The 16,722-nt window shown below is 51.3% G+C and carries 14 protein-coding genes; all 14 read left to right on the top strand.

Annotated elements, in window-relative coordinates; all coding sequences use genetic code 11:
* The first annotated feature begins 66 nt into the window (after positions 1 to 66).
* The 14 genes from M1136_08400 to M1136_08335 all read left to right on the top strand — a co-directional run bounded on the left by M1136_08400 (position 67) and on the right by M1136_08335 (position 16,701).
* Complete coding sequence (locus M1136_08400; protein MCL5075653.1) at positions 67 to 1,473, top strand: UDP-N-acetylmuramoyl-tripeptide--D-alanyl-D-alanine ligase; 1,407 nt, start codon at positions 67 to 69, stop codon at positions 1,471 to 1,473.
* Complete coding sequence (gene mraY, locus M1136_08395; GenBank protein MCL5075652.1) at positions 1,470 to 2,429, top strand: phospho-N-acetylmuramoyl-pentapeptide-transferase; 960 nt, start codon at positions 1,470 to 1,472, stop codon at positions 2,427 to 2,429. Before M1136_08400 ends, mraY begins: the two co-directional genes overlap by 4 nt.
* 93 nt (positions 2,430 to 2,522) lie before the next feature.
* A complete protein-coding gene (murD, locus tag M1136_08390) occupies positions 2,523 to 3,917 on the top strand; it encodes a UDP-N-acetylmuramoyl-L-alanine--D-glutamate ligase (GenBank protein ID MCL5075651.1) in 1,395 nt (464 codons plus the stop codon).
* 24 nt (positions 3,918 to 3,941) lie between these two features.
* Positions 3,942 to 5,117, top strand: a complete 1,176-nt coding sequence (ftsW, locus tag M1136_08385) for a putative lipid II flippase FtsW (protein MCL5075650.1) — start codon at positions 3,942 to 3,944, stop codon at positions 5,115 to 5,117.
* A gap of 1 nt (position 5,118) precedes the next feature.
* A complete protein-coding gene (locus M1136_08380; GenBank protein MCL5075649.1) occupies positions 5,119 to 6,285 on the top strand; it encodes a UDP-N-acetylglucosamine--N-acetylmuramyl-(pentapeptide) pyrophosphoryl-undecaprenol N-acetylglucosamine transferase in 1,167 nt (388 codons plus the stop codon).
* Positions 6,278 to 7,654: a UDP-N-acetylmuramate--L-alanine ligase gene (gene murC / locus M1136_08375; protein MCL5075648.1), complete on the top strand. Its 1,377-nt coding sequence runs from the start codon at positions 6,278 to 6,280 to the stop codon at positions 7,652 to 7,654. Before M1136_08380 ends, murC begins: the two co-directional genes overlap by 8 nt.
* 2 nt (positions 7,655 to 7,656) lie before the next feature.
* Positions 7,657 to 8,586 (top strand): UDP-N-acetylmuramate dehydrogenase, encoded by a 930-nt coding sequence (gene murB / locus M1136_08370; GenBank protein MCL5075647.1) that lies wholly within the window; start codon positions 7,657 to 7,659, stop codon positions 8,584 to 8,586.
* A 27-nt stretch (positions 8,587 to 8,613) separates the two neighbouring features.
* A complete protein-coding gene (locus M1136_08365) occupies positions 8,614 to 9,705 on the top strand; it encodes a D-alanine--D-alanine ligase (GenBank protein ID MCL5075646.1) in 1,092 nt (363 codons plus the stop codon).
* A 27-nt stretch (positions 9,706 to 9,732) separates the two neighbouring features.
* Positions 9,733 to 10,542: an FtsQ-type POTRA domain-containing protein gene (locus M1136_08360; protein ID MCL5075645.1), complete on the top strand. Its 810-nt coding sequence runs from the start codon at positions 9,733 to 9,735 to the stop codon at positions 10,540 to 10,542.
* Between the two features lie 47 nt (positions 10,543 to 10,589).
* Entirely contained in the window at positions 10,590 to 10,943 is a 354-nt protein-coding gene (locus tag M1136_08355) for a DUF1290 domain-containing protein (GenBank protein MCL5075644.1), read from the top strand.
* 264 nt (positions 10,944 to 11,207) lie between these two features.
* Entirely contained in the window at positions 11,208 to 12,482 is a 1,275-nt protein-coding gene (ftsA, locus tag M1136_08350; protein MCL5075643.1) for a cell division protein FtsA, read from the top strand.
* 48 nt (positions 12,483 to 12,530) lie between these two features.
* Positions 12,531 to 13,625, top strand: a complete 1,095-nt coding sequence (ftsZ, locus tag M1136_08345; GenBank protein ID MCL5075642.1) for a cell division protein FtsZ — start codon at positions 12,531 to 12,533, stop codon at positions 13,623 to 13,625.
* Positions 13,626 to 13,950: 325 nt separating this feature from the next.
* On the top strand, positions 13,951 to 14,442 hold the full coding sequence (nrdR, locus tag M1136_08340) for a transcriptional regulator NrdR (protein ID MCL5075641.1): 492 nt from the start codon (positions 13,951 to 13,953) through the stop codon (positions 14,440 to 14,442).
* Positions 14,443 to 14,463: 21 nt separating this feature from the next.
* Entirely contained in the window at positions 14,464 to 16,701 is a 2,238-nt protein-coding gene (locus tag M1136_08335) for a vitamin B12-dependent ribonucleotide reductase (GenBank protein MCL5075640.1), read from the top strand.
* Positions 16,702 to 16,722 lie beyond the last annotated feature (21 nt).

The raw sequence follows: 16,722 nt of genomic DNA, 5'->3' as shown, positions 1-16,722 counted from the left end.
TGAGGCGAGATATTATTGATAGTGTATAGAATGTATAATGTGGTTTACAGAGGGTGATATAGTACGGTGCTTCAGCTATCAGATGTTCTGGAAGGGGTAGGTTCGTACTCACTCCCCTATGGGTGGCGAAGTAACATCTCTTTCACTGACATCATCCATGATTCGCGCCTGGCTTCGCCTGGTGCTCTCTTTGTGGCTCTACGCGCTGAACGCGATGGACATGAGTTTATCATCGATGCCTATCACCGTGGTGCGGCCGGGGTCCTGAGCGAGCGCTTCATTGATATAAGGGGGCAGATAGCGGACTATCCAGACAGAACATTTGCTTACATTATCGTAGATGATACTCTAGCTGCCTTGCAGCGTCTATCTGGCTATTGGCGTAGTAAGCACGATGTTGAGGTCATAGCCGTTACCGGTAGTGTGGGGAAGACCACAACTAAAGAGATGATCGCGGCTGTTCTTGAACAAAGGTTCACTGTCCTGAAAACGGAGAAAAACTTTAACAATGAAATCGGCTTGCCGATCACGCTATTGCGCCTTGGTCCAGAACACAAGAAGGCAGTGTTGGAGATGGGCATGTACGCCGTAGGAGAGATCGACTTATTATGCCGCTTAGCACGACCACGAATAGGGGTCATCACTAACGTGGGCCCTACCCATTTGGAGCGTCTGAGAAGAATTGAACATGTTGCTCAGGCTAAGGCTGAGCTGGTAGCGGCCTTACCAGCCGACGGCTACGCTATCTTGAATGGAGACGATCCCTTAGTTCGTCAGATGGCCCGGTACACATCAGCCAAGCCGTTCCTTTTTGGCTTAAATGATGATTGTGACTTTAGGGCCACCAGCTTAAACAGTCGAGGTTTAGATGGTATTGACTTTAGGCTGGCGTTTGGCTCAGAGAGGATAGCGATTACTACTTCATTAATAGGAAGGCATAACGTCTACACCTGTTTAGCAGCTATCGCCGTAGCTCGTATCGAAGGTTTAACCTGGCCGGAAATTTTACAAGCGCTTGCCAGTACGCCAGTGTCGCTTCGTCTAACGGTCATCCCTGGTACAAATGGCTCAGTGATCATCGATGATACGTACAATGCTAGTCCAGCTTCTACGCTGGCCGCTTTGGGTCTCCTGGCTGAGACGGGGGGGCGCAAAATCGCCATCCTCGGGGATATGTTGGAGCTTGGCGATTATGAGGAAGAGGGGCATCGTCTAGTTGGGCGACGAGCTGCTCAGGTCGCTGATATGCTGATCGTCGTGGGGGACCGAGCCCGTTGGATAGGTGAGGAGGCGAAGTCTCAAGGACTGGCCACGGTCCAGTTTTACCGATCGAACCAAGATGTGTCTTTAGATTTAAGGGCAGGTGACCATGTACTCGTCAAAGGCTCACGGGGCATGCGCATGGAGGAGATAGTGACGAAGTTCAAGCGGAAAGATGACCATCTCAACCTGCAGTATGGGGGGCCGCCATGACACCGCTCCTCCTTTTGGTCATGTTGCCGGCCTCTTTCCTTCTGGCTATCGCTTGGGGTCCGCACCTTATCGCGCTGCTGCGTGCTCGCAAGGCTGGCAAACAGATTCGCCTTGATGGCCCAAGCACACATATAACTAAGGCAGGAACCCCTACTATGGGTGGTTGGTTGATCATCCTCACTTCTGCTGCCCTGAGTATGACCTTTATCCGCCACTGGGAAGTAGCCTTAAGCGTATTAGTTATGGTAACCTTCGGCCTTATAGGATCAATTGATGATTACGCTAACCTCCGCAGCTACGAGGGGCTCGGTTTACCGGTACGCTACAAGTTCCTTTGGCACATGGTCATTGCCCTGGTCGTCAGTGTGGTCCTTTATATCATTTTCGGGAAACAGGGTGTATCCCTACCTGGTTTAGGTACGCTTACGCTCGGCTGGTGGTATGTTCCCCTGGCTGCGCTGGCCATCTTTGGCACAGCCAGTGGTGTCAATGAGATCGATGGGCTTGATGGGCTAGCTGGTGGCACGGTGGCCATCGCTTACAGTGCCTACTTGATCATTGCTCTACTTCAAGGGCAAGTTGCCCTGGCTGCCCTCTGTGCCTCGGTCATAGGGGCTACTTTAGGATTCCTCTGGTTTAATGTCTACCCGGCGCAGGTATTTATGGGTGATGCTGGTTCCCTTGCTCTAGGGGCTGGGTTGGCCATGGTCAGTCTGTTGACCGGTTGGGTCTTATTGCTGCCGGTGATAGGAATCCTTTTTGTCATCGAATTGGTCTCAGTGATCGTGCAAGTGGCTTATTTTAGGGCTACTGGCGGTAAGCGTATTTTGAGGATGAGCCCTATTCATCATCATCTTGAATTAAGTGGCTGGGGGGAAGCACAGATTGTTCAACGTTTCTGGTTACTGGGAGCTGTCGCCGCGGCTATCGGGGTCGGTCTGGCCCTTATCAGATAAAACTCGGATAGTACCTTTTAGCTGTGTTTCGATCTTGAGCTTTTGTTAGAATGGGAGACACCATTAAGAAGCAAGCGATGAGGATGGTATGAGATGAGGGTGACTGACTTCAACGGCAAGCGAATCACCCTGATCGGACTGGGAAGACGTACTCACGTGTCGCTGGCTAAGTTTTTAATCCAGCGAGGTGCGATCGTCACTATCAGTGATTTGAAAGAAAAGGGGCAGCTAAAGGATGAGATCGCTATGTTGGAAGAGCTACCGGTCAAACTTTCTCTAGGTGGGCACCGAGAAGAAGATGTCCTGGCTGCGGACCTCATCTTTGTCACTCCTGGAGCACCACGTACGCTCCCTTGCCTGGCTGTGGCTAGGGCACGGGGCATTCCTATTAGCAGCGAGATCGAATTATTCTTTGAATTGTGCCCAGCTCCCATCATCGGTATAACCGGCAGCAGTGGCAAGACTACGACGACGGCTTTGGTGGGTGAGATATTAAAGACCGAGGGAAAAACGACCTTTGTCGGTGGCAATATTGGGAAACCACTGATCGAAATGGCCTCACAGATTGATCAGCAGGCATATGTTGTGCTGGAGTTGAGCAGCTTTCAACTCGAGGCGATGACGGTCAGTCCCCACGTTGCAACCATACTGAATATTACACCCAATCATCTGGATCGTCATCCCAGCATGGAGGACTATATTGCAGCGAAAAAAAATATCATTAATTTCCAAAAGGGTGATGATAAGGCCATTTTGAACCTGGATGATCCCGTAACGAGCGATTTGGTTCCTGAATGTAAAGGAGAGGTTTGGCTTTTCAGTCGACGTTATGGTGTAGACTACGGAGCCGTTCTGAATGGCAACCGGATTATAGTGCGAGATGACGCACAAGAGGAGACTGTTTGTCACAAGGGTGAAATTCGCTTGCTTGGAGAGCATAACGTAGAAAATGTGTTGGCTGCGGTGGCCATTGGTTGGGCAGCAGGGGCTAGTGTGGAAAACATCAGAAAAGCGGTCACCAGCTTCAATGGAGTCGAGCATCGCTTGGAGTTGGTTTGGGAGATAGATGGAGTGCAATACTACAATGACTCCATCGCTACCGCGCCGGAGCGAACCATTGCTGCCCTTCACGCCTTCAATCAGCCTATCATTTTGATTGGCGGGGGAAGGGGCAAACATCTCCCCCTCGATGACTTGGCCCATTTGATAGTTAAGAAAGTGAAGGCCCTGGTCCTGTTGGGGGAATTGGCTTCTGATCTGGCAACGGCCGTATCGAGAGCAGCGAACAATAATTCGTTCTGCATCCGTATCTGCACGAGCCTACGAGAGGCCGTTGAAACGGCCAAAGCTTTGGCTGAGCCTGGTGATATAGTCCTGCTCTCACCAGCAGGCACCAGTTACGATATGTTCCGTGATTTCGAGGAGCGTGGCCACCGATTTAAAGAGATCGTAAATGCCCTTGCCTTTGAGAAGAGTAAGGTAGTCTAGTTGCCAGAGATGGGTATAGCAGCAATGATTGCACGACGAGAAGATCAAAGGACTGGTAAGCCGGATTATATCCTCTTAGGTGTCGTCGCGGCGTTGCTGGTTATTAGCGTAAATATGGTTTACAGTGCCAGCTTCGTGATCGCTCACAATAGCCCCCTCTACAATAGCGACACTTGGTTTCTTACCCGACAGCTTCTATGGGCTGGCATCGGCAGTGTAGGGCTATTAGCTATGATGCAGATTGATTATCATTGGTGGAGGCGTTTCACGGTGCCTCTCACTGGAATTATACTCGTTTTACTGATTGTTATTCTGCTTACTCGGTTAGGGCATGCGGCCTACGGTGCTCAACGTTGGTTAAAGCTGGGACCGTTATCCGTACAACCAAGCGAATTAGCCAAATTGATCCTCATCATGTATTTTGCCGACTGGCTATCGCGCCGCCGGGATCGTATGGCTGACTTTTCCTATAGTTCGCTACCCTTTGCCGTGACCCTTGGCACGGTGGCTGGATTGGTATTGTTACAGCCGGATCTGGGCACCTCTTTCCTTATCGTCATCATCGGTTTGGCCATGTTTTTTATTGCGGGTGCGGACCTTCGTTACTTTGCAGCTGGACTTGCCCTTGGAGCAGCTGCTTTAGTTCCGCTTATCGCTTTGGCAGGCTATCGATTCAGGAGGATCGTCGCCTTTCTAGATCCTCAGAGTGATCCCCTCGGTGTTGGCTGGCATATTATTCAAACGAATATCGCCCTGGGATCTGGGGGGCTTCTTGGTCTCGGATTGGGAGCCAGTCGCCAGAAGTTTTATTATTTACCCAGTGCTCATACTGATTCTATTTTCGCCATCATTGGCGAGGAGTTAGGACTGATTGGAACCTTAACCGTTCTGGCGCTGTTCGTTCTGCTGGCTTACCGTGGCTACAAGATAATATTGCAGGCTCCTGACGCCTTCGGGAAACTGCTCGCCTCAGGCATCACCTGCTGGCTGACATTTCAGGCCCTGCTTAATATCGCTGTAGTTACATCAACGATTCCATTTACCGGCATCACCCTGCCCTTTGTAAGCTTTGGTGGGTCATCCCTTGTTGTCTCAATGGCCGCTGTTGGCCTGCTACTGAATATTTCAAAGCATAGACCGGTATTTCGGCCACAGAAGAGTCGCCATAGGGGCGCTGAACCACTCTCGGTGGAGGAGTAGAATGCGTCTGATCATCACTGGGGGTGGTACGGGGGGTCACGTTTACCCGGCCCTGGCTGTCATCAGTGAGTTGCTTGGAGCAGAGCCGGAGATGCACGTTGAATTACCTGGTGTTCAGGCTGCTGAAGAGCGGGCGGGCGTGAAACTGCTCTATCTGGGTAATAGGGCCGGGATGGAAGCGGATATCGTAGCGCGCCTCAACCTTCCCTTCCGGGGCATCACGGCCGGTGCGGTACGAGGACGGTCGCCCCTGGCCATCTTCTTGAATCTGATTAGAACAGGTGTTGGCCTGTGGCAATCATTACGAATTATACGTAGCTTCCAGCCAGATGTCATCCTGGCCACCGGTGGTTATGTTTGTGTGCCAGTTGCAGTGGCAGGTTGGCTGGCGCGTGTGCCTATCCTTGTCTATCTACCCGATATTAAACCTGGCTTGGCCGTGAAGTTCCTGGCCAGGTTGGCCACCAGGATCGCGGTCACTGTGAACGATTCACGCTCACTTTTGCCGACAGATAAGGTGATCGTCACCGGTTATCCGCTCAAGAGGAGATCACCCTCGGCCAGTAAATTAGAAGCGAGGAAACAGCTCAGTCTTCCTGAAACGGAGAGGGTTATGCTCATTATGGGGGGAAGCCGTGGGGCTCAAAGCATCAACAAGGCCGTCGCGGCCGCCTTACCAGATCTTTTAGCTATCGGCTATATCATTCATATTAGTGGCCAGCAGGATTGGGGTTGGCTAGAGAAGAGGCGCAACGGACTATCAGTGGAGGATCGTAAGCGTTATAGACTCTACCCCTATTTGTATGAAGAGCTGGAGACGGCCTTGACTGCGGCTGATCTGGTAGTATCCAGGGCAGGTGCATCTAGTCTGGGATATTTCCCCCTTTTTGGCTTGGCCAGCATCTTGATACCCTATCCATACGCTGGTGGCCACCAGGAGGCAAATGCCGATTACTTAGTGAGCCGTGGTGCAGCTCTGAAAATAGAGGATTATGAATTGGCTGATGGAGCATTACCCACAGCTATAAAACAATTATTGGAGGACGAGTCGCTGCGCTGTAGCTTGGCCGATAGGGCCAGTCATCTAGCCATCCCTGATGCAGCCCGCAGGATTGCCGAGACGCTATGTCACTTAGCCGGGCAGGAATTGGTGAGGTCTCATGTTTGAAGTTAAGAGACAGATACACTTCGTGGGGATTGGTGGGGCCGGTATGAGCACCATCGCCGAAGTCTTGCTCCAGGCTGGACATGTCATCTCTGGTTCTGATCTATATCCCTCTGCTATAACAGCCAGGCTAGCCGCCCTTGGGGCCAGGATTGCCTATGGCCACTCGGACAAGAACATCGGCGAAGCCAACTTAGTCATCGTCTCATCAGCCATCCCGCAGAAGAATCCTGAGATGCAGGCAGCACGGCGGCGTGGCATCCCTATCCTTAAACGGGCTGAGGCGCTTGGTGAACTGACCAGGCGACAACAGACCATCGCTGTGGCCGGCACCCATGGTAAAACGACGACTAGTGCAATGATATCTTTAATCTTGGAACAGGGTGGGCTCGACCCCACGATCCTGGTTGGCGGTGAGATCATCGGCCTTAATGCCAAACTGGGGCACGGTGCCTATCTAGTAGCCGAGGCTGACGAGTTCGATGGCTCTTTCTGGCAGCTGTCGCCCTGGATCGCTATCGTAACTAACGTGGAGGCGGATCATCTCGATTTTTACGGCCATTACAATGCTGTGCAGAGCGCCTTTAGCCGTTTCTTAGCTCTCGTGCCTACCGATGGCTATGGTGTTCTTTGTTGGGATGATCCCATCTTGCAGACCATTGCCGGGTCGTGCCACGCTGAAGTGGTAAGCTATGGATTTAGTGAGGACGCTTGCTGGCGAGCGACTGATGTGCATCAAAATGCCCTTGGAGGCAACAGCTTTGTACTATGTAAAGGGGGCCAGAATATTGGAGAGATCGACCTGCGCCTTCCCGGGCGGCATAACGTAAGTAATGCTCTCGCAGCCATCACTGTTTCCTCTTTACTTAAGGTAGATCTCTCCCTGATAAAGAAGGCGCTGGTTATCTTCAAAGGTACACGGCGGCGCCTGGAATTGAAGGGCACTGTCGGTGGAATTACCATTTATGATGACTACGCTCACCACCCCTCCGAGATCGTGGCCACCCTGAAAGCAATTCGGGAGAATCACTCCAGTCGGCTGTGGGTCGTTTTTCAGCCGCACACTTACCATCGTACAAAGTGCTTCTTGGATCAATTCGCTGCCTCCTTTGGGTTGGCTGATGTAGTTATTGTCACCGATATTTACCTGCCACCAGGCCGCGAAGCAGATACTCTGGGCATTGGCGCGCCTGATCTGGTGGCAGCGATGAATCACCGAGGTGCGAGGTACATAGGTGATCTGGAAGAGGCAGCGAGCTACGTCTCTCACGAGGCACAGGCCGGAGATGTGATCTTGACCATGGGTGCCGGAGATATCTACCAAGTGGCAGAGCGAGTCCTCACCGATCTACGTCGCCAATGGGAAGGATAGTGATGGGCCAAAGTACCGTGCTTGAGAAATTACGATTGATCTGTCGAGATCGGCTAACTATAAACGAACCGATGCGACGGCATACTAGTTTTGGGATTGGCGGGCCGGCTGAGTTCTACACTGTAGCCGAAAGCGCCGCAGAGCTGGGTCATCTCGTTACCGCTGCCCGACACCTAGGTTTACCTTACCTGGTCATAGGTAGTGGCAGCAATCTACTCGTCTCTGATAAAGGTATCAGTGGCCTGGTAATTCGTAATAGAGCCAGACATTTCAAGCGGAAGATAAACGATGATGGCGAAGGAGTGGTATTACAGGTTGAATCTGGCGCATCGTTAGCAGCAGTTACCCAACAGACGGCTAGGGCAGGCCTAGCTGGTCTGGAATTTGGAGCCGGTATACCTGGGACGATGGGTGGAGCCATTGTGAATAATGCTGGCGCTTACGATGGTTGCGTCGGAGACGCACTCCGTCGTGTATCTTTGCTTGAACCGGATGGTTGCATAGCACAAGTGCCAGTGGAGGATCTGCATCTCAAGTACCGTAGTAGCCGCTTTCGGATCGATCCATTTAAGCAGGAGGTGATCCTTTCGGCTGAGTTCATCCTGCATTCGGGAGATGCTCGTATGCTGTGCGAAAAGATTCGGCAACAACGTCTGGCCAGATTGCTGATGCAACCAATGGAGCCGAGCGCCGGTTCCATCTTTAAGAATCCTCCCGGGCAAGCGGCCGCACGCCTCATTGAGCGGGCAGGATTAAAGGGTAAGCGTTATGGCGATGCCCAGATTTCTCTCAAGCATGCAAATTTTATCGTTAACTTAGGTAAGGCGACAGCTCAAGAGGTCATGTCCTTGATCGATATATGCAGTGAGCAAGTCTATAAACACTTTGGTGTGATCCTTGAGCTGGAAGTGGAGCTGGTCGGAGAGTGGTAAGACTGCTTGAAAGGGGTGGGTCTGAGGGTGGCTAAGCTTAGGATAGGTGTCATTTTTGGAGGGCGCTCCAGCGAGCATGAGATCTCGCTGCTATCTGCTGCCTCTGTAATAAAGGCTATTGATCCTAATAAATATGATGTAGTGCCTATTGGGATCACCAAGGAAGGCCGTTGGCTGATCTCCGGTGACCCGCTGAAAGCACTCCTGGCCGGCGTGACAGCGAGTGGTGAAGATACTGCCCTGCGGGCCGATCCAACCCAAAGGGGAATGATCATTTTCGAGACAGCGAAGTCGGGCCCTACTGATCAGAGGATAGATGTGATTTTTCCTATTTTACATGGCCCATATGGTGAGGATGGTACTGTCCAGGGGTTCTTAGAGATGGCTGATGTTCCCTATGTTGGGGCTGGCGTCTTAGCCTCCGCTGTAGCTATGGATAAGGCCATCACCAAGGCTCTTTTTAAAGAGCGTGGTCTTCCTGTGGCCCAGTTCATTGTAGTTAGACGAAAGGAATGGCAACAGAATCCAACAAAGATTGTCGAGTGTATCGAGAAAACGCTCGGTTACCCCTGTTTTGTTAAACCGACGAATCTCGGCTCGAGTGTGGGAGTAACGAAGGTTCATCAGCGGGAGGAGCTGGTTCCAGCCATAGATTTGGCTGCCTCTTACGACCGCAAGATATTGATTGAGCAGGCCGTCGTTGATTGTCGCGAGATAGAATGCAGCGTGCTTGGAAATGATGACCCTATCGCCTCGATACCAGGTGAAATTGTACCGGCACGTGAGTTCTACGACTACGAGTCTAAGTACGTTAACGAGCGTACGCAACTAATAATCCCAGCGGATTTGCCAGAAGGGATCATTCGGGAGGTACAATACCTGGCTATCGAGGCTTTCAAGACCCTTGATTGCACTGGTATGGCACGGGTCGACTTCCTTATCACCAAAGATGGCTCAAAAATCTATGTTAACGAGGTAAACACGATCCCTGGCTTCACGGCCGTGAGTATGTATCCAAAGCTATGGGAGACGAGCGGTATCAACTATAGGGAATTGATTGATCGCTTGATCGAACTGGCCATCGAGCGACACACTGAGAAACGCCAGCTTATGACCTGAGCGGCCACTCTCATTGAGGTTCTGTCAGTGCGGAAACAGGTGATTAAAAGGCACAGCCGGTTTAATCGTCCAAAGACAAGGCTGCTGTTGCCAGGCGATGCTGGTTTTCGGCGAAGAAACTATACAAAGAGGTTGCTGGTTTGGCTGCGCCAGAGATCGCTCTATTTTCTCTTACTTGCTCTCCTTGTTTGGCTGGGTCACTTTCTATTGACCTCGCCTCGCTTCCAGGTGCAGGAGGCGAAGATCATCGGTAACAAGATGCTCTCCGTAGAACAGGTAGCCGAAGCAGCAGCCGTCCGGGACAAGAATATCTTTCTTATCAGCCAAAAGACCATAGGGCAGGCACTGCTAGGAAATCTGCGAACGCTTAAGAGCGTAAATATACACAGCGCCCTGCCCAATCAGGTTACCATCGAAGTGACAGAGTGGCAACCGGCCTATATCTGGAAAGTTGGACAAAACTTATATGTGGTATCCAGGGAGGGCATCGTTGTTGGAACTACCGCTACCCTCGGTCTGCCCATCGGCATCGTCGATGTCGATGGCGAACCGGTAAAGATCGGAGACCAGGTGGATCGTGAGGCCCTGGCCACAGCTGAGATTCTGTTCAACAGATTGCCCACTGTATCCGGAGTCACGGCCAAATATTTTGAATATTCCCACACCCAGGGGATTATCGCTCCTATTGAGCCAGGTATCAGGGTTTGCTTTGGGAGGCAAGGGGACCTTGAAAGTAAAATGTTGCTGCTAAAGTCCATTCTGGACAAAGCCAAACAAGACAACTTGAAGATGCAGTTCATCGATCTGCGCTTCAAAGGGCAGGCATATTTCCGTTAATCGAAGCGCTACTCATCCTATCACTTTAATAAGGAAGGCGAGGAGAGATGTGGTTACCGCTTATTGGTCTGCTCATGGGTATCATAATCGGGCTTGTCTTCTCACTATCAATTCCCCTGAACTACGCGCGTTATACAGCTACCGCTATCCTGGCAGCGCTGGATTCAACCTTAGGAGCCACCCGTGCTGGATTGGAAGGACAATATGATAACAGGGTTTTCATCTCAGGCCTTCTGGCCAATACTCTGCTAGCTGCTTTGCTCACTTACATTGGAGATCGCCTGGGGGTAGAGCTGTATTTTGCTGCAATTGTCGCCTTCGGTACGAGGCTATTCAATAATCTGGCCGTTATCCGACGGAGGTTGCTTACCCGTGGTCGCTCTGGGCAAGAGGCAGGTTAAACAGCATGCTTTGGATTGGTTTTTAAGGATGTTCGACAGCGTCTTCGTTGAAACTGATGTTGAGTTGAAGTGGTATGGTATAATGAGCGCCACCAGTGTGGTGACTGGCATGCGCAGAATGATTCTCCAGGGATAAGTTTGAGAACCATCCAGAGCGTCAATCTTTTGGCCTAAGATAGAGCGCATCTTAGCAGAGCCCGAAAAACCTTGTCTTATAGAGTCGGTACCGGAGTCACCGACATACGGTAAAAAGGGGAAATATCGGTGTCCAAGGGCAAGACCATAGTAGGAATCGACGCTGGTACAACTAAAGTATCTACCCTTATCGGCGAAGTTGGCGCGGATGGCAGCATCCATGTTATCGGCGTTGGGATCTGTCCCTCACGGGGGCTCCGCAAAGGCGTCGTCGTCAATATTGATGAGACGGTAGAGTCTATTGGGATGTCCGTCGAGAAAGCGGAACGAGTGTCTGGGTATAAGATTGTCAGTGCCTACGTTGGGATCGCCGGTGGACACATAGCCTCCTTGAACAACCGTGGCGTTGTGGCCGTCTCCCACCCAGATCGATCCATTACCCAGGAAGACGTGCAGAGGGCCATCGAGGCGGCAAGGGTGATCAATGTTCCCAGTAATCGAGAGATCATCCACACTATTCCGCGGCATTTCATAGTTGATGGTCAGGAAGGAGTCAAAAATCCGATTGGCATGATCGGCTATCGGCTCGATGTAGAGACCCATATTGTGACTGGCGCAGTAACAGCAATTCAGAATCTGACTAAGTGCGTCCACAAGTTAGGGATCGACATAGATGAGATTGTCCTTGAGCCACTGGCCTCCAGCGAGGCCGTTTTAACCGACGAAGAACGAGAGATGGGGGTTGTGATGGCTGATATCGGTGGGGGTACGACGGAGTTAGCCATATTTATCGATGGTAGTGCCTGGCACACAGCTATCATACCCGTCGGAGGCAATCATATTAGCAACGACATCGCTGTTGGACTGCGTACCCCTTTGGCGATGGCCGATGATCTGAAAATCAAATGGGGGCATGCACTTAGCACTAATATTAACGAAAATGATAGGATTGAAATTACAACCTTTGGCCGTGCGCAAAAGGAAGAGGTACCCCGTTCTGCCCTTTGTGAAGTTATCGAAGCGCGTCTCCAGGAGATCTTCGCTCTCATTGAAGCAGAGATAAAGCGCTCCGGCTATGATGGTCTTTTACCTGCTGGGCTTGTACTGACCGGTGGGACAAGCGAGCTTCCAGGAATTGCTGAGCTGGCTCGGGACATGTTGCAGTTACCTGTCCGCATCGGCACACCCAGTGGTATCCATGGTCTGATCGATTCCCTGACAAGCGCAGCGTACTCGACAAGTGTAGGACTGCTCCTTTGGGGAGCGCGATTCGGTGATGAGCCATCTGCTGTGCGTTCCTTTGGCCATAGTCGAGGAACAGCCATTAAACAGATGAGCAGAATTAAGGAGGGAGTGAGCGTGTATGGGCGCGTGAAGAATTGGTTTAAGGCGTTCTTACCTTAATTCGCTTTACTTCAGGGCTTCTGGACAAATTTGGTGGAGGCAAAGTTGATGTTTCCAGAGTTAAACGCTGAAAGGGGGCGGCGAGAGATGGCAACAGAGGTTGACACAGACTTATTTGCAAGCATAAAGGTGGTTGGCATAGGGGGTGGCGGAAGCAATGCTGTGAACCGCATGATAGAAGCAGACATGCGGGGAATTGAGTTTATCGCAGTGAACACCGACGCCCAGGCCCTGGCCAGAGCGGAGGCTGCCCGTAAGGTTCATATTGGCGAGAAGATGACCAAGGGCTTGGGGGCAGGGGGCAACCCGATTATCGGCGCCAAGGCAGCCGAGGAATCCAGCGAATTACTCTTCGAGGCTCTGAAGGATGCCGATATGGTGTTTATCTGTGCTGGTATGGGTGGGGGCACCGGCACCGGTGCTGCTCCTGTGATCGCTCAGGTTGCCCAGGAGCAGGGCGCGTTAACTGTAGCGGTCGTAACCAAACCATTCAGCTTCGAGGGTGCCAGACGGCGTTTGGTGGCCGAGGAGGGGATCGCCCAGCTGAAAGATAAGGTTGATGCGTTGATCACTATCCCTAACGACCGGCTTCTTCAGGTGGTGGAGCGAAAGACTTCGCTCGAATCGGCCTTCCGGATCGCCGATGATGTGCTGCGCCAGGGAATCCAGGGCATCGCTGAACTCATCACTGTACCTGGCATTATCAATCTCGATTTTGCCGATGTTAGATCAGTTATGGCTCAAGCTGGCTCAGCTCTAATGGCTATCGGGCGGGCCGAAGGTGAAGCGCGCGCTATTGATGCGGCCAAAGAAGCGATAGCTAGTCCACTCCTGGAGGTCTCCATCGAAGGGGCTAAAGGCGTGCTTTTCAATGTCACCGGTGGACCTGACTTAACCCTATTTGAGGTGACCGAAGCGGCCGATATCATTGCCAAAGCGGCCCATCCCGATGCCAACATCATTTTTGGGGCAGTGATTGATCAGCGGATGCAGGGTGAGATAAAGATCACGGTGATCGCTACAGGCTTTGATGGTAAGCCGTCCATAGTAAAGCCGGTAACACCTACTAAACTGCGTGAGGTACCCCTGCCGAATTTCGAGAGTGATGACCTGGATATCCCCGCCTTCCTGCGGCGCCGTTAAGGGGCTGTTTGCAGTCGAGAAACGGTGACTCAACAAGCGCGGTAGCTCTACCTGCGGTTCAAAGATGCCCGTGGGTATGTGCTCATCTTTTAAGCTGCCTCTTTTTCATTGTTTTAGAGCGCCAGCGTCGCTGGCGCTCTAAAAACCTGTCCCCTCGTGATTGACAACACAAAAAATTCTCAGAGAAAATTCAGAGATTAAGCTCTTGACATTCACAATATATTGTGCTATATTTTATATTAGGATACAATATATAGTACTGGAGGAGTGGGCGATTCCTGGAGGCCTCACTACAGGGCGGTTGTGAATAAATTGGGGGCAGAAGATGCAGTGTCCATACTGCGGGCATGGTGACTCAAAAGTCGTTGATTCGCGGGAGCTGGATCAGGCTATAAGACGACGGCGCGAGTGCTTAAAGTGCGGGCTTAGATTCACTACCTATGAAAGAGTAGAACAGGCCAGGTTATTAGTGGTGAAGAAGGATGGTCGGCGGGAAGAATTCGATAGTCATAAGCTATTTGAGGGTATCCGCAAGGCCTGCACCAAGCGTCCCATATCGGTCGATCGGATGCAGCAGCTCGTGGATGAGATCGAGCTGGAACTTTTTAAGATGGGACAGCCAGAGGTTCCCAGCCAGGTAATTGGGGAAATGGTTATGTCTCGCCTACGGCAACTGGATGAGGTTGCTTATGTACGATTCGCTTCCGTTTACCGCCAATTTACGGACGTGGAAAGCCTCATCGCCGAAATAGAAGAACTTCGAGAGTGGAAAAGAAGGGCGCTTGAGGATAAGCGTCAGCTTGAGTTGAAACTCTGAGACCGTGAAAGGGGAGCCGAGATGCCAGAAGCTATCGAGCCTCAGTTGACCAAGAATGCCTTAACCGTTCTGGAACGAAGATATTTGAAGAAGGATGACCAGGGCCAGGTAGTTGAGACGCCGGCAGAGATGTTCCGACGAGTAGCTCAGAACATCGCCAGCGCGGAGCTAATCTACGACCCTAAGGCTAAAGCAAGAGTAGCTGAAAAGGAAGAGGAGTTCTACCAGGCGATGGCCAGTCTAGAATTCTTGCCTAACTCCCCTACTTTGATGAACGCCGGGCGAGAACTCCAACAATTGTCGGCCTGTTTCGTGCTTCCTATCGAAGATTCTATGGTTTCTATCTTCGAGACCATCAAAAATACCGCCCTTATTCATCAATCTGGTGGTGGCACCGGTTTCTCTTTCAGCCGGCTGCGCCCCAAGGGCGATAGGGTCAGGTCAACGGGTGGCGTGGCCAGCGGGCCACTTTCTTTTATGAAAGTATTCAATGCAGCCACCGATGCAGTCAAACAGGGTGGCACGCGACGTGGGGCAAACATGGCCATTCTATCTGTTGACCATCCCGATATCTTGGAGTTTATTACGGCTAAAGAAGAGAGCGATGCCTTTAACAACTTCAACCTGTCTGTAGCTATCTCCGAAGCTTTTATGGAAGCTGTTGATAGGGGAGCCGACTACGATCTGATTAATCCCCGGACCGGACAGACGGTCGGAAAACTTTCAGCTAGAAATGTATTCAATTTGATCGTCGAGACGGCTTGGAGCAGTGGCGAACCAGGTATAGTCTTTCTAGATAGGATTAACAAAGATAATCCTACGCCTAAGATTGGAGCTATTGAGAGCACGAATCCTTGCGGTGAACAACCGCTGTTACCTTACGAATCCTGTAACCTCGGATCCATCAATCTGGCCAAGATGGTCTGCGAGAAGGATGGAACGCCGAGTATCGATTATGCCAAGCTGGAAAGGACTATCAATACAGCTGTCCGTTTCCTCGATAATGTTATCGATGTCAATCGTTATCCATTGCCCATCATCGCCGAGATGACTAAGGCAAATCGCAAAATCGGACTCGGAGTTATGGGCTTTGCTGATATGCTGATCGCTTTGGGTATACCTTACGATTCTGAAGCAGATTTAGAGATTGCCAGAAATCTGATGTGCTTCATCAGAGATAAGGCGCGCTTTGTGTCTGTGGAACTGGCTAAAGAGCGTGGTGTCCTTCCAAATTTTCAGGGTAGCATCTACGATGTAACCGATGGTTTATCCTTACGCAACGCCACTATAACCACCATCGCCCCCACCGGAACCTTGAGTATCATCGCCAACTGCTCTAGTGGGATCGAACCCCTGTTTGCCCTTAGTTACGTTCGTAATATCCTGGATAACGACCATCTATTGGAAGTGAATCCCGCTTTTGAGAAGATAGCACGGGAGGAGGGTTTCTACAGTGTATCTTTGATGGAAGCTATCGCCGACAAAGGTTCCATTCAAGATATGGCGGAGATTCCCAGCCACGTACGTCGTATCTTCGTCACCGCTCACGATGTAAGCCCGGAATGGCATGTGAGGATGCAAGCGGCTTTTCAGAAGTACACCGATAATGCCGTCTCAAAGACGGTTAACTTCCCCCATGACGCTACCGTGGAAGATGTACGCCGGGCTTATTTGCTGGCTTATCAGGAGGGTTGTAAGGGAATAACCATTTACCGTGATCGCAGCCGAGACAAACAGGTGCTAACTGTAAAAAAGAAGGAGGCGACAGCTGTGACGAGAATAGTACCGCGACCGCGACCAACTGTAACGACAGGAAGCACAGAGAAGGTGAGTACAGGCTGTGGCAATCTCTATGTGACCGTGAATTCAGACGATCAGGGCATTTGTGAGGTCTTCACTCAAATGGGCAAGGCCGGTGGTTGTGCTGCTGCCCAAGCAGAGGCTGTGGCGCGTTTGATCTCCCTCGCCCTGCGTTCAGGGGTAGATCCTGACTCGATAGTGAGGCAATTGAAGGGTATCAGGTGTCCCTCTATAGCCTGGCGGGAAGGGAGTGTCATACTGTCTTGTCCGGATGCCGTCAGCAAAGTTTTGGAGAAATACTCAAAAAACGGAGACTGTGATAAGCAGGATACCAGTCTGGCTAATACCACGGTGACGGTCAGGAATATCGCGGGCGAGTGTCCGGAATGCAGCAGTCTTATCGAGTATGTTGATGGCTGCTTCGTCTGCCGGTCCTGTGGTTATTCCAAGTGCGGTTAGACTAGAAAGGGATCTATCCAT

Source organism: Chloroflexota bacterium, assembly GCA_023475225.1.
Classification (GTDB): Bacteria; Chloroflexota; UBA6077; order FW602-bin22; family JAMCVK01; genus JAMCVK01.
This window is presented reverse-complemented; position numbering and strand designations above follow the sequence as displayed.

Bases quoted from the DNA above. Each gene is read 5' to 3' on its own strand.
- mraY (MCL5075652.1), top strand. From the start codon at position 1,470: ATGACACCGCTCCTCCTTTTGGTCATGTTGCCGGCCTCTTTCCTTCTG.
- murD (MCL5075651.1), top strand. From the start codon at position 2,523: ATGAGGGTGACTGACTTCAACGGCAAGCGAATCACCCTGATCGGACTG.
- ftsW (MCL5075650.1), top strand. From the start codon at position 3,942: ATGATTGCACGACGAGAAGATCAAAGGACTGGTAAGCCGGATTATATC.
- M1136_08380 (MCL5075649.1), top strand. From the start codon at position 5,119: ATGCGTCTGATCATCACTGGGGGTGGTACGGGGGGTCACGTTTACCCG.
- murC (MCL5075648.1), top strand. From the start codon at position 6,278: ATGTTTGAAGTTAAGAGACAGATACACTTCGTGGGGATTGGTGGGGCC.
- murB (MCL5075647.1), top strand. From the start codon at position 7,657: ATGGGCCAAAGTACCGTGCTTGAGAAATTACGATTGATCTGTCGAGAT.
- M1136_08355 (MCL5075644.1), top strand. From the start codon at position 10,590: ATGTGGTTACCGCTTATTGGTCTGCTCATGGGTATCATAATCGGGCTT.
- ftsZ (MCL5075642.1), top strand. From the start codon at position 12,531: ATGTTTCCAGAGTTAAACGCTGAAAGGGGGCGGCGAGAGATGGCAACA.
- nrdR (MCL5075641.1), top strand. From the start codon at position 13,951: ATGCAGTGTCCATACTGCGGGCATGGTGACTCAAAAGTCGTTGATTCG.
- M1136_08335 (MCL5075640.1), top strand. From the start codon at position 14,464: ATGCCAGAAGCTATCGAGCCTCAGTTGACCAAGAATGCCTTAACCGTT.